10 protein-coding genes are annotated in these 13,300 nt (G+C 62.4%); 2 read left to right on the top strand and 8 right to left on the bottom strand.

Annotation, left to right across the window (positions count from 1 at the left end):
- Window positions 1–25: 25 nt before the first annotated feature.
- The 6 genes from A3A9_RS0118495 to A3A9_RS0118470 all read right to left on the bottom strand — a co-directional run bounded on the left by A3A9_RS0118495 (window position 26) and on the right by A3A9_RS0118470 (window position 7,092).
- Window positions 26–1,222, bottom strand: coding sequence for a serine hydrolase domain-containing protein (locus A3A9_RS0118495; protein WP_027060104.1), 1,197 nt, complete (start codon window positions 1,220–1,222; stop codon window positions 26–28).
- 161 nt (window positions 1,223–1,383) lie between these two features.
- On the bottom strand, window positions 1,384–2,412 hold the full coding sequence (locus tag A3A9_RS0118490) for an extracellular solute-binding protein (RefSeq protein WP_027030792.1): 1,029 nt from the start codon (window positions 2,410–2,412) through the stop codon (window positions 1,384–1,386).
- Between the two features lie 29 nt (window positions 2,413–2,441).
- Window positions 2,442–3,254, bottom strand: a complete 813-nt coding sequence (locus A3A9_RS0118485; RefSeq protein ID WP_027060103.1) for an ABC transporter permease — start codon at window positions 3,252–3,254, stop codon at window positions 2,442–2,444.
- Window positions 3,247–4,176: an ABC transporter permease gene (locus A3A9_RS0118480; RefSeq protein ID WP_082222136.1), complete on the bottom strand. Its 930-nt coding sequence runs from the start codon at window positions 4,174–4,176 to the stop codon at window positions 3,247–3,249. The genes A3A9_RS0118485 and A3A9_RS0118480 overlap by 8 nt, the downstream gene beginning before the upstream one ends.
- Window positions 4,176–5,276, bottom strand: coding sequence for an ABC transporter ATP-binding protein (locus A3A9_RS0118475; RefSeq protein WP_027060101.1), 1,101 nt, complete (start codon window positions 5,274–5,276; stop codon window positions 4,176–4,178). Before A3A9_RS0118475 ends, A3A9_RS0118480 begins: the two co-directional genes overlap by 1 nt.
- A gap of 142 nt (window positions 5,277–5,418) precedes the next feature.
- Window positions 5,419–7,092, bottom strand: coding sequence for an amidohydrolase (locus tag A3A9_RS0118470; protein WP_027060100.1), 1,674 nt, complete (start codon window positions 7,090–7,092; stop codon window positions 5,419–5,421).
- Between the two features lie 257 nt (window positions 7,093–7,349).
- Here A3A9_RS0118470 and A3A9_RS0118465 point away from each other — a divergent pair, with 257 nt between their 5' ends.
- Window positions 7,350–8,003: a TetR/AcrR family transcriptional regulator gene (locus A3A9_RS0118465; protein ID WP_027060099.1), complete on the top strand. Its 654-nt coding sequence runs from the start codon at window positions 7,350–7,352 to the stop codon at window positions 8,001–8,003.
- Window positions 8,004–8,026: 23 nt separating this feature from the next.
- On the top strand, window positions 8,027–9,058 hold the full coding sequence (locus A3A9_RS0118460) for a histone deacetylase family protein (RefSeq protein WP_027060098.1): 1,032 nt from the start codon (window positions 8,027–8,029) through the stop codon (window positions 9,056–9,058).
- Between the two features lie 75 nt (window positions 9,059–9,133).
- On the opposite strand, the gene A3A9_RS0118455 is transcribed toward A3A9_RS0118460, so the two are convergent.
- Entirely contained in the window at window positions 9,134–10,327 is a 1,194-nt protein-coding gene (locus tag A3A9_RS0118455) for a TMEM43 family protein (RefSeq protein ID WP_027060097.1), read from the bottom strand.
- Window positions 10,328–10,389: 62 nt separating this feature from the next.
- Window positions 10,390–13,293: a M16 family metallopeptidase gene (locus A3A9_RS0118450; protein ID WP_033838662.1), complete on the bottom strand. Its 2,904-nt coding sequence runs from the start codon at window positions 13,291–13,293 to the stop codon at window positions 10,390–10,392.
- Window positions 13,294–13,300 lie beyond the last annotated feature (7 nt).

The following is a 13,300-nucleotide window of genomic DNA, read 5'->3' as shown; positions in this document are numbered from 1 at the left end:
CTTCAGGGTCTTTTCGTCTTGAGATTCAGGCGAGCGCGGCGGCGATGGCGTGCACCGCCTTCAGCGTCGCCATGCCGTAGGCGAGATTGCTGAAATCCGGCCAGGTCGAAAGCTTCACCACGACCATTCCCGTGTTCCAATCGATATGGATCATCTGTCCGAATACGCCCCGGCACATCAGCGCGCGCGAGCAGGGATTCTCGATCCAGAACTGGTTCCGGTAGCTGCCTTCAGGCAGGCTGGGGCCGAAGTCCGCCCCATGCTTACCGTTACGCGTCGCCTCGATCCAGTCGGCCGGCACGATGCCGCCGCCATTGTCGAGGATCACCTGGCCGAAGCGGCCATAGTCGCGCAGCGTGGCGTTGAAGCCGCCATCGGCCACGGCATAGCCGGCGCTGTCGACGGTGAAGCAGGCGCTTTCATCGACGCCGAGCTTTTGCCAGAGCTCTTCGGAAACCAGCTGCGGCAGACGCTTGCCCGTCACTCGCTCCATGATGAAGGCGAGCACGTCCGTCTCGATCGAGCGATACTCGAACTGGGCGCCATGCGGACGGACCGTGTCCTTCAAGCCCAGGATCAGCTCATACATATGCGAGGGCCAGCGAAACTCCGGATCGCTGTCCGGCGGCACCGGCTTCCAGCCGGTGGCGACATCGACCTGGCCGATATCGGAATAGCGGTCAGTGTATTCCTCGGAGAACCGCACGCCCGTGGTCATGTCGAGCACATGCTGGACACTGGCGCCGGCCCAACCCGTGGCGGTGAGTTCCGGCAGATAGTCGGTCACCGGCTTCGCCGGATCGATCAGGCCGCGTCCGGCCAGTATGCCGAACACCGAACCGGTGATCGACTTGGCCATTGATTGCGACAGATGCAGCGTGCGCTCATCCATGCCGTTGAAATAGCGCTCATAGGCGACCTTGCCGTGCTTGAGCACCAGGAAGCCGTCCGTGTAGGTCTCGTCGAGCAGCCCGGCGAGCGTTGTCGGCTTGCCCTCGCTGTCCTCGACCGCCAGCCCGTCGAGATCGACCTCGGCGCGTTCGAGACGGTGTCGATGGCCGTTGCCGCGCCAGACTTCGGCGGTTGGCAGGATTTCGCGGATGTGCTGGAACGCCCAGCGGTTCCATGGCGGCCGGTCCCAGTTGAGCTTCGGCGGCACCATCTGGGGCGGAGAGCCCTGCATGATCGGCGGCCGCGGATCGCTGTTGCGGTAAGATGTCATGGAACCCTCCCACGATGCATGCCACCCAAAAGTGCGTAGCGGTTTTGGGACAACGACATGCATGAAAACAAGAATTTGCAGCGTCGCGTGAGCCCTCCACATGCGACGCGTCGCAAAGAAGGGAGGCCGAAGCCTCCCTTCCGCTGGACTTTAGACCGAACCTATTTGCGCAAATTGGTCCAGATTTTGTTGTAGATTTCCACCACATCCGGCGGACAGGGCGGGACGAATTCCGGCGTCGGCGCGCCTGCCGGCGGATTGATCTCCGGCGAATTGGCGAAATCCGCCTGCAGGAACTTATGGCTGCCGGCAATGCCATTATCGTAGCCGGCGAATTCAGAAATCAGCGCCGCATTTTCCGGGGCCATGATGAAGTCCTGGAACAGCTTGGCGTTGTCGAGGTTCTTGGCGCCTTTCAGCACCGCCACATTGTCCATCCAACCTTCGATGCCTTCCTTCGGATAGGCATATTTGATGGCCGGAATTTTCTGCCGCGAGCGATAGGTCGCGCCGTTCCACTGCTCCGTCACGATCACATCGCCGGAAGTGATCTTGGTGATGGTGTCGTAGCTGAAGGTTTTCCATGACGGCTTGGCGGCCGTCAGGATGTCGTTGACCTTTTTCAGATTGGCCTTGTCGGCGCCGCAGCGCGGCACGCCGGCGTAACGCTCGGCCGCATGCATGACGGTGTTGACGTCGTCGAGGATGTTGATCTGGCCCTTCAGCTCAGCCGGCGGGTCGAAAAGGATCGCCAGCGTGTCGATGTCGCCCTTGAACTTGTCCGTGTTGACCGCGAACGCGGTGGTGCCGAACTGCCACGGCACGGTATAATGGCGGCCGCTGTCCCAATAGATGTTGAGGAAGCGCGGGTCGATGTTCTTGCCGTTCGGCATCGCGTTGGGCTCGGTCTTTTCGAGCAGGCCCTCGTCGACCATGATCTTCACCGTGTAGTCGGACGGCACCACGATGTCGTAGCCGGAATTGCCGGCGCGCACCTTCGACAGCATGGTTTCGTTGGAATCATAATCGTCCAGCGTGACCTTGATGTTGTACTGTTTCTCGAACTTTTCGATCAGCTTGGGATTGGTGTAGTCACCCCAATTGTAGATATGCAGCTCGCCGTCGGCGAGTGCGGGCACCGCCCACAACAGCACTGCCGTCGAAACGGCAGCCATCAGTTTCCTAGACATTTTTTGTTCTCCTTTGCCTTCCCATTGATTCACTTGGCGCGCCGGCGCGCGATCAGGAACGATACCGAGACGAAGAGGATCGAGACCAGGAGCAGGATGGTGGAGATGGCATTGATCTCCGGCGTCATCGGCCGCCTGATCTGGTTCCAGATGTAGAGAGGCAGGGTCGTCTGGCCGGGGCCGGCGACGAGCTGCGTGATGGTGAAATCGTCGAAGGAGACGATGAAGGCGAGTGCCGCACCCGACATGATGCCGGGGACAAGCAACGGCAGCGTTATGCGCCGGAACGCGTGCCACGGCGTGGCGTAGAGATCGGCTGCGGCGGATTCGAGCGTCAGATCCATGTCCTCGAGACGCGCCCGGATCGGCATGTAGGCAAAGGGAATGCAGAACACGGTATGGGCGAGGATCAGATTGCCGATACCGAAATTCAGACCGAAAGCCCCGGCGATCAAGGCGAAGAAGGACAAGGTCGCCACTGCCGTGATGATCTCGGGAACCATCAGCGGCAGGTTGATGACCATGAAGGCGGCCGGCAGGCCACGCCACGGCTTCACCCGGGTCATACCGATCGCCGCCAGCGTGGCGCAGATCGTCGAAACGATCGTCGCGCTCACCGAGATGATCAGCGTGTTCTCGGCGGCGTTGTGGAATTCCTCATTGAGCAGTGCGGTGCCGTACCAGGTCAGGCCGACGCCCTCCCAATGGGTGACGAGCGAACCCGTATTGAACGAAAAGATCATCAGGATCAGGATCGGGACGTAAAGCACGGCAACGCAGATGATGGCGATCGTGCGGAACCCGGGCTGGTCCTTGATATCGACGTTGCGGGGATCAGCCATGCTGGATCTTCCCCGACGTGGTGCGAACATAGAAGTAGAGGGCGACCAGCACCGCGGCCATCAGGATCAGCGCTTGAGCGCAGCCGAGCGGCCAGTTGCGCCCGGAACCGAATTGCTGGGCGATGAGATCGCCGATCATCAGATGGATGCCGCCGCCAAGGATCAGCGGCGTCACATAAGCGCCGAGCGCTGGGATGAAGACGAGCAGACAGCCGGCGATGATGCCGGGCAGCGACAGCGGAATGATTATCCGCCAAAGAACTTGCCGGCGTGTCGCGTAAAGGTCGTTGGCCGCCTCGACCAGCCGGAAATCCAGTTTTTCCAGGCTGGCATAGAGCGGCAGGATCATGAACGGCAGGAACGAGTAGAGCAGGCCGAGCTGGATAGCAAAGTTGGTGTAAAGCATGGTGATCGGCTTATCGATCACGCCAAGCCCGATCAGTAGGTTGTTGATGAGACCTTCGTCGCGGATGATGAACATGATGGCCAGCGTGCGCACCAGAAGGTTCGACCAGAACGGGATGGTGATCAGCAGCACCCACCAGTTGCGCTGCGCCGGCGTGCGCGTGGCCATGAAGTAGGCGGTCGGGAAACCCAGCAACAGGCAGATGACCGTCGTCACCACGGCGAACAGAAACGAGCGCAGATAGATGATCAGGAAATCCGGCGTGAACTGCAGCGTGTCGTCAAAAATATCCTGCTGAAACAGGAAGTTCAGATAGGCGTCCGTCGAAAACTTCCATTGCACGCCGCCGTAGGGCGCGGCCTGGAGAAACGAATAGACCAGGATGATCAGCAGCGGCAGCACGCCGAAAACGCCGATGACGATCAGCGCCGGCAAGGAAAGCAGGCGGTTGCGCCTGGCGCTTGCTTTCTCGGCCTTGGCTTCGAACAACGCGGCTTGGGAAAGCGCCATTGTCATCAGTCCTTCAGTATCCGCGCGCCGTCGTCCTCGAAGACGATGCCCACCTTGGCGCCCGTCTCGAATGTCACTGCGCCGGACCGGCTGTTCTGGTAACGCACGATGAAGTTGTCACCGCCATCGAGCTTGACGTGGTAGTGCGTGTCGGTGCCGAAATAGACGACATTCGCCAGGGTTCCTGAGACCGTGCCCTTGGACACATCGGCGATCAGATCCGCATGCTCCGGCCGCACCACGACCGTGACTGCGCCAGAGGGATCGAAGTTCTCCGGGAACCCTGCCGCCACGGTTGCGCCGGAGGCGAGCTTTACGGTGGCGACGCCGGATTTCTTCGACACCACGGTACCCTTGAGGAAATTGGTCTCGCCGATGAAGTCGGCGACGAAGCGTTCGGCCGGCCGGTCGTAGATGTCGCGCGGCGCGCCTACCTGCAGGATCTTGCCCGCCGACATGACAGCGATGCGGTCCGACATGGTCAGCGCTTCTTCCTGGTCGTGGGTGACGAAGATGAAGGTGATCCCGGTCTCGTGCTGCAGCCTCTTCAGCTCGATCTGCATTTCCTTGCGCAGCTTGTAATCGAGCGCGGAGAGCGGCTCGTCGAGCAAGAGCACCTTCGGCTGTGGTGCGAGCGCCCGCGCCAGCGCCACGCGCTGTTGCTGGCCGCCGGAGATCTGGCTGGTGCGGCGATTGCTCAGCGCTTCCATCTTGACCAGTTTCAGCATCTGGGCGACGCGCGCCGCAATCTCCGCCTTCGGCTTGCCCAGCATTTCCAGGCCGAAGCCGATATTGTCGGCCACCGTCATGTGGGGAAACAGCGCATAGGATTGGAAGACGGTGTTGACTGGCCGCTTGAACGGCGGCAGCGGCGCGATGTCCTGTCCGTAGAGCAGGATTTCGCCGGCACTCGGAAAATCAAAGCCGGCTATTAGCCGCAACAAAGTCGTTTTTCCGCAGCCGGATGGTCCCAGCAGTGTGAAGAACTCATTCTCGCGGATCGATACCGAGACCGTGTCGAGGGCAGCGACCTGCCCCTCACCCGATCCGAAAATTTTGCTGACGTTTACTACTTCAATCGCATTCCGATCCGGTTTGTCCGGCACGATTACGCCTCATCGTTGACCCCGCTCTTGCTGGCGGAGCTGTTCCCCTGTTGGATGTGATCATACGCCCGGTATGTTGGCAAGCCCGGCATTGAATCACAGTTCAGTTAGTGGTCTTGGCTTAGCAAGCCCCATGCCACAGTCAGGCTTGGTAGGTGATTTTGCCGCCACAGATGGTCGTCACCGGCCGCACCGTATGCAACGCTTCCGGGGCAGTCCTCTCGATATCGGCCGACAAAACGACGAGATCCGCCAGATAACCCAGCTTCAGCACGCCCTTGCGGTCTTCCATGAATTCGCTGTAGGCGCCCTCGACCGTATAGCCGGCAAGCGCTTCATGCAGCGAGAAACTCTGGTCCGGCAGGCCTTCTGCCCAAGGTTTGCGCATGACCGCTGCTTGGATGCCCAGGATCGGATCAACCGGCGAGACTGGCCAGTCGGAGGCGAACACGACCCGGGCGCCAGCGTCCTTCAGCGTGCGCCAGGCATAGCTCAGCGGCCACCTGTCGCGGCCGATGCGCGAAATCGTCGGCTCCAGCGGAAAGTTCATGGCGCCGGGCGGATGCGGCGGTTGCATCGAAGCGATGACGCCAAGTTCGGCGAACCGCGGCACATCCGTCGGGGTGGTGACCTCGATATGCTCGACGCGGTGACGTCTGTCCCGCTTGCCATTTGCCTTTTGGGCCGCCTGATAACCGTCGAGCACTGCGCGGACCGCGCCGTCACCGATCGAGTGAACGGCGATCTGCAGACCTCTGCGGTCGGCCTCCACCGCCACCTCCGCGAAGTGCTCGGGCGTGAACAATGGCTCGCCGCGCCAGCCGGGACGGTCGGCATAGTCGTCGACCATCACGGCGGTCCAGGAATCGAGCACGCCGTCATAAAACACCTTGACCATGCCCGAGGACAGCCATTCGGACTTGTAGGTCGCGGCCATGGCAGACGCTTTTTCAAGCATCCCCAGCTCCATGAAGTTCTTGAAATGGAACGGGATTTTTGTACGGCATAAGAGCCGCCCCTCTTGCTCCAGGCCGGCAAGCAGCTCGAGCTGGTAGAGGTTGCCATCCATGTTCTGGATCGATGTGATGCCGTGGCGGGCGCACCATTCCAGGCCGCGATGCATCAGATCCCGATCGGCGGCAAGCTCTTCGGCGGACGGATAGGGTTCCGGCTCACCGCCCGTAAGACCGAGCCGTGTGCGGTTCTGCCCGAAGTGCTCCAGGATCGGACCGAAAGCCTCGCCCTCGCGCAATTCGCCCGCCGCGAGGCCATCGGCACCCATCACGATCTCATTGCCCGGTCCCAATTCCCTGCCATGCAGTAGGCCCGCCTCTTCCAGCGCCTTGGTGTTCGCCCACATCGTATGATGGTCGGAGGCCGACATGGCGAACGGGCGATCGGGGATGATTTGGTCGAGATGGTGGCGCGTGACCGGCTCGGGCAGGATCGCATAATCGACGCCAGCGCCGATCAGAAGCCTGGCGTTGGGCCGCGCCGCGGCAAAAGACTGGATAGCATCGCGCAAGGCGTCGAAGCCATGCACGCCAGCCAGATGCAGATTGTCGAGTTCAGCCGCGCCGCCGAACAGATGCATATGGGCTTCGATGAAACCGGGCAGGACTGAACCGCCCCTGGCATCGATTACCTGTGTGGCCGTTCCCTTGAGCTCTTCGATTGCAGCGCGGCTGCCGATGGCGATGATGGTGCCGTCCTTGACGGCAACGGCCTCGGCGGTGGGATTGTCACCGTCCATGGTCAACACACGACCGTTGATGACGATCAGATCCGCACTACGACCAGCACCCGTGACAGACATCGCGACTCCGCGCTTTTGATGACCGATTGAGACCGACAGTCCTGCGCTCAACGACCTGCACTCCACCGGAGCAGCGCCACGGAACAAAAACGATGCCAGTCCGCTGCCTTCGAAATTCCCCTTGTGATCCCAAGAGACAGCGTGGATAAAGAATGCGACTGATTATTCGCGTTTGTCAACATGCGGAATTTAGAATGTATTGTGGACAGCACCCTTCGCCTGTGGTGAGACCGGGCGGGGAACGAGGACATCAAGCAGTGAAGCGCAGTCTCGATCGCAAAACCAAAATAGCGCTCGAACCGCGCAAGCAGCCGCGCCAGCAACGGTCGAGCAAGGTGGTCGACCGGATTCTCGACGCGGCGCTGATCTTGACGCGCGAGCAAGGAACCAGGACGCCGACGACGCTCGCCATTGCGCAGCGCGCGGGCCTGTCGGTCGGTTCGATCTACCAATACTTTCCAAACAAGGAAGCCATTCTTCTAGACCTCGCCCGGCGCTGGCTGTCCTCCTTTCCCGAGGTGATCGCGAAGCGCATCAAGGTCGCCCGGCCCACCAACCGCGAAGAGTTCCGGCAGGAAGTGCGCAAGCTCTTCATCGATACCTCCAGGATATATCTCGAGAACGCCACCCTGATGCCGGTGATCGAGGCCATTTCAGGCAATGCCGACCTCAGGCCTATCCAGGACGAATATGACGAGCAGATCATCGCGCTTTACGCCGCCTGGCTGCGACACGTGAACCCTGCGCTGGAAGACAAGATCGCCAAACGGCTCGGCCTGGTGATGATGGAGGTCGGGCACGCCTGCCGGCTTGTCGGCATGAAAAGAGATCGCAAGACATTCGACCTCATCGAGGACGATGTCGAATCCATGTGGCTGGCTCTGGTGAGCCCCTATCTCAACCTTGACTGATTTCGCACCTTGAGAGGACCCTTATGAAGACTGTCTATTCGCCGCTTCATGCTGGCCATGCCGGCCAGATGGAATTGGTCACATCAGCCATCGTGCCGGGTTTTGAAAAGCCTTCGCGGGCCGAATTCATCAAGGCGCGGGTCGAAAGCGAGAAGCTCGGTCCGATCGTTCTGCCGCTCGAGCATGACCTTGCCGCCGCCAAGCGTATCCACAAATCAGACTACATCGACTTCCTGCCGACGGTCTGGCCGCAATGGGTGGACGCGGGCCTCAGCGGCACGGCCATGCCGTTCACCTGGCCGACGCGCGGCCTGCGCGGCGACGTGCCGCCCAAGCGCATCGACGCCTTGCTCGGATACTATTCCTTCGACGGCGGCGCCACCTTCGTCGAAGGCACCTGGGCCGCGATCAAGTCCTCTTATGACGTCGCGCTGACCGCCGCCGGCCTGGTCAAGGGCGGCGAAAGATCGGCCTTCGCGCTCTGCCGTCCGCCGGGACACCATGCCGGGGCCGGCTTCATGGGCGGCTATTGCTATATCAACAACGCCGCAGTGGCCGCGCAGTGGTTCCTCGACCAGGGTGCCAACAAAGTCTCGATCCTCGATGTCGACTACCACCATGGCAACGGCACGCAGGAGATCTTCTACGACCGCGCCGACGTGCAGGTCCTCAACCTGCATGGCGATCCCATGGTCGAATATCCGTTCTTCCTCGGCCATGCCGATGAACGCGGCGCAGGTGCCGGCGAAGGTTTCAACATCAATTATCCCATGCCGTTCGGCACCGGCTGGGACGCCTGGAATGCCTCGCTTGAGGACGCCTGCGGCAAGCTCGCCGCCTACGCACCCGACATCGTCGTTATCTCGCTCGGCGTCGACACGTTCGAGAAGGACCCGATCAGCCAGTTCAAGCTGAAGAGCGCGGACTACCCCAAGATCGGCCGTCGCATCGCCAGGCTCGGCCTACCGACGCTGTTCGTCATGGAAGGCGGCTATGCCGTCGAGGAGATCGGCGTCAACGCCGTCGGCGTGCTGACCGGTTTCGAGGATCGGTAAGCCTGCCCGCGAGTACAGGCTGGCACGACAGGTATGAACGAAAAAGGGCGGCACATGGCCGCCCTTTTTTGCAAGCTACGTTGCAGCGCCGGGGCTCGGCGCGGCCATTGGTGCGGCCGCCTTGCGTGACCGGCCGAGATAATAGACCGCCGCCGCGGCGATGACACCGGCGGCCAGGATGCCTGCCGCCAGAACCGGCCTATACCAAAACCAGGCAATCGCGATCGTCGTCATGCCGACCAGGATCGCCATGATGAAGGCGATGATGCCGGTTCCCATCCGCGCCATGCTGCCGAGGAACGGAATGACGTCGAGGATCACGCCAATCGGGCTGAGGAACAGGGCAAAGCCAATGGTCAGCAGTAACAGGCCGGCGGCGCGCAGCAGCCAGGTGATCAGCGTGTTGGCGCTGACCGCCTCGGCGAACATCTTGTCGGCCGGCACCTGGCCGGTATCGGCCATAAGCAGCGCATCGCCGGCTTGCGTCTGGTAGGGCTCGAACCGACTGCCGGCCTGGCGCGCGACAATGCTGACCACGCCGAGCGGCGCCAATTCATAGCCGATGCGATAGTCACCCAATGCGGGTGTTGTGTTGTCGCTGCCGAGATAGATTTTGCCATCGACGATGCTGAGCGGCTTCGTCCCGGTATAGGCGGCCTTGATCGCCGCCGATTGATTGGCCGACAGCGAGTAGTCCTTGTCGCCTTCGATGCGATCGAGCACCGGCGTGTCGAGATCGAAGGCAACGAGCTTGCCTTGCGGGATCTGGAAGGCGCGGCTGTGGATCGCCATTGGCGGATTCTGATGACCGTCCGGCTTCTTGAAATCCGACGAGTCGATCTGCTTGTCGTCCCACACCCTGGAATAGCTGTAGGTGGTTTCCGTCTCCTCGCCGCCGCCAAGCTTCTTGGTGGTCTCGGATTTGGATTCTTCCTTCCACTGGTACATCTCGACGCTGCGCGACAGCCGCAGCCCCTGCGCCGCGATGCCGAAATCCGGATCCGACAGGCCGCTATCCGCCGTCACCGGCCCGCTGACATGCACCAGCTTGCCGTCATTGGCTGCATCGACGCTGTCGGCGCCGGCCGAAATGACCGCGCCCGACCCTTCGGCCAGCGAACGCGCTGTCTGCACCGCGCGGCCCTCGTTCCAGAACAGCCCAATCACCATCAGCACGATCAACAGCAAGCCGAAGATGACCCCACCGACCGCGCGCTTGATCCGCCCGAACCACGAGACAGATGTAACTTCCCGAAATGAATCGCTCATCGTTTCCCCCGAAACCAAAGATAACAAAAATAAAGCACGGCCGGCGGCCGCGCCTAGGGCCGTCAATCGGCGTGGATCTGTGCGCCGCAGTCCTTGGCGCCGGCGCAAGAGTGCACCGCCCGCGTCGTGCCGCCATCGCCGACCCGCCATGGTGAAGCAGACAACGGCGCCTGGCTGTTGGCGCCGAGAAGGTCGAGCGCCCGCATGGCCGTCTGCTCGCCTTCATCGTCACGCTTGACGATCTCGACCTGCTTGAGGCCGATCGCGGCAAGCTGCGGCATCACCACGTCGGGATCACCCGCAACCACGATCAGCGACGGCTCCAGCGACGACAATGCCAGCCCCTGTTTCTGCACGGCATCGAGCGTCAGCTGGGTGCGCGCCGTCATGCGGCTTTGCTGATCCTCCAGCGTCGAACCGCTGCCGACCGCTGAAATCAGCGAGCCGAACAGGCCGGCCGATGTTTCCGCCGATCCGGCCAGCGCCCGGCGATAGACCGTCACCGTGCGATCGACCTCATCTTGCGCCACCGGCAAGGTGGTCAGTCCGGCAAAGCCTTTCAGGATTTCGGTGATCGCAGGACCGGTGTTGGCGCGCTCAACGGTCGTTGCCACGACAAGGCCCGAACCGGCCTTCATCGGGCTGAGCAAATAGCTCGACACGCCGTAGGAATAGCCCTTCTCCTCGCGGATCACCGAATTCAACCGGCTGGAGAAATCATCGCCGAGCAGATTGGCGACAGCGGTCGATTCCGCGCGCTCGCCTTCGTCGGTGCCGGGCGCCGGTCGCGCCACGAACAGAGCCGACTGGCTGGCGCCGGGTTCGGGCACCAGCAGCACCTTCTGGCCATCGCCGAAATGCGCTGCCGGCGACGGCTCGGCGGCATAGCCGGCGGCGTCGCTTTTCCATGTGCCGAATGCTTTTTCGAGGCCGGCAGCGACGGTCGCGACCGGCAGCGGGCCGACGCTGTAGAAGGTCACCGTCTTCGGCGTGAACTCCGCCTTGAATGCGACTTTCGCCTCGTCGAGCGAGATCGAGGCCAGCGCCTTTGCCGACCAGTCGACCGCGGCCTTGCCCGGCACTTGCGGAATAAGTGCTGCCTTCGCGACGCGGCCGGCAACGCCCGGCAGGTCCGCCTCGCGCCCATTCAGCCAGTCGACCGTCTGCGCCATCAGCACGGCCCATTCGGTCTTGTCGAAACGCGGCTTCAGCACCGCGTCGGCAAGCAGGCCCAGACCTTGATCCAGTTTTTCGGGCGGCACGCCAAGCGTCATCGTCGTGGTCAGCGCACCGGCCTGGTAGCCGATCCCGGCGCCGATATCGCTGGTCGCCTTGGCGAAGTCAGCCGAGCCACGCTCACCAGCGCCGCGGGTCGCCATGCTGGCGGCAAGCTCCAGCAGCCCCTCCTTGCCTTCCGGCACGCTGTTCCAGCCGCCTTCGGCACTCGCCGCGATATAGGCCATCGGCGCTTGCGGCATTGTGTAGTGGACGAGCTTGATGCCGTTGGAGAGCGTCGCCGTTTCCATGACCGGCAACACCGCCGAAGGCGCTTGCCCGGCCGGATGCTTCGGAATGTCGATTGCCACCCGCTCCGGCGCTGTGAACGGCCGCGGCGTGCCGGACGATCCGATCAGCGCGTCGGGATAGCCGCCACGCGGGCCTGGCTTCAGCACCAGCACGCTGGCGTCTTCGGGTTTAAGCAGCCTCTTCATCGTCGCTTCGATATCGGCGGCACTGGCATTCTTGACGCGCGGATCGTCGACGAGCGCGCTCTGCGCATCGCCAAGAATATCGGCATTGTAGGAGACGGTGCCGGCGCGATCCTTCAGCGCCTCGTTGCCCAGCCGCGCCGCCTGCAAGATGCCGTTGCGCGCGCGTTCGACATCAGCCGGATCAAGCGGCGTCTTCTGGAAATCCGCGAACGCCGATTTCATCGCGCTTTCCAGCGCTTCCGGCGTAACACCAGCCGCCGCACCCGCCTCGAACGTGAAGCGACCGCCGAGCAGGCCGCCCGTCCAGCTCGCGCTGGCGTAGGTGGCGATGCCCTGTTGCGAGACCAGCCGGTTGCGCAGAAATCCATAGTCGCCATTGCCGAGCAGTTCGGCGGCGATGCTAAGCGCGCCATTGTCAGGCGACTGCGCCGCCGGGCCGCTGAAGCCGACCACGACGACGGGGCTCGGCACGCGGTCTTCCAGCACCAGCTTCAGCTTGGCCTGCGTCGGCTCCGGCACTTTAGGCCGCGCCACGTCAGCGCCGCGCGGTACCCGGCCGAACGTGTCGGCAATCAACGCCTTGGTGTCATCGACCTTGAGGTCGCCGACCAGCACCAGCACGGCATTGTTGGGCAGATAGTAGGTGTTGAAGAAACCCCTGACATCGTCGAGCGTTGCCGCATCGAGGTCGGCGACCGAACCGATGACCATGCGGCTATAGGGATGCGGCTTCGGGAACAGCCCGGACCAGAAGGCCTCCCAGCCCGACGCGCCGGCCTTGTCGAGCACGTTCTGGCGCATCTCGTTCTTGACCACCGAACGCTGCAGGTCGAGCTTGGCCTGCGTCACCGAACGGCCGAGATTAGCCATGCGGTCGGCTTCCAGCGACAGGATCATCGGCAGCGACGACGACAGGCCGTCGACATAGAACACGGTGCCGTCCTCGGTGGTCCAGGCATTGATCTCGTTGCCGAGTGCGGCATGCGCGCCGAACACGTTCGGCCAGGCCGGCGTGCCGGAAAACATCAGATGCTCGAACAGATGGGCGAAGCCGGAGCGGCCAGCCGGTTCATTCATCGACCCGACGCGGTAGCGCAGGTTCATCACCACCTTCGGCGCACGATGGTCCGGCACCAGCACCACCTGCAGCCCGTTGTCGAGCGCATAGCTAACGATCGGCTCGGCCTTGGCGGGCGCTGCCGCGCCGGCAAAAACCGCAAGCACCACCGTGAACGCCAGGAAAACCTGCTTCATGATCACC

Origin of the sequence: Mesorhizobium loti CJ3sym (assembly GCF_000472785.1) — a bacterium.
GTDB classification, from domain to species: Bacteria; Pseudomonadota; Alphaproteobacteria; order Rhizobiales; family Rhizobiaceae; genus Mesorhizobium; species Mesorhizobium loti_E.
The sequence above is the reverse complement of the archived record's forward strand: the minus strand, read 5'-3'. Positions and strand labels throughout refer to the sequence as shown.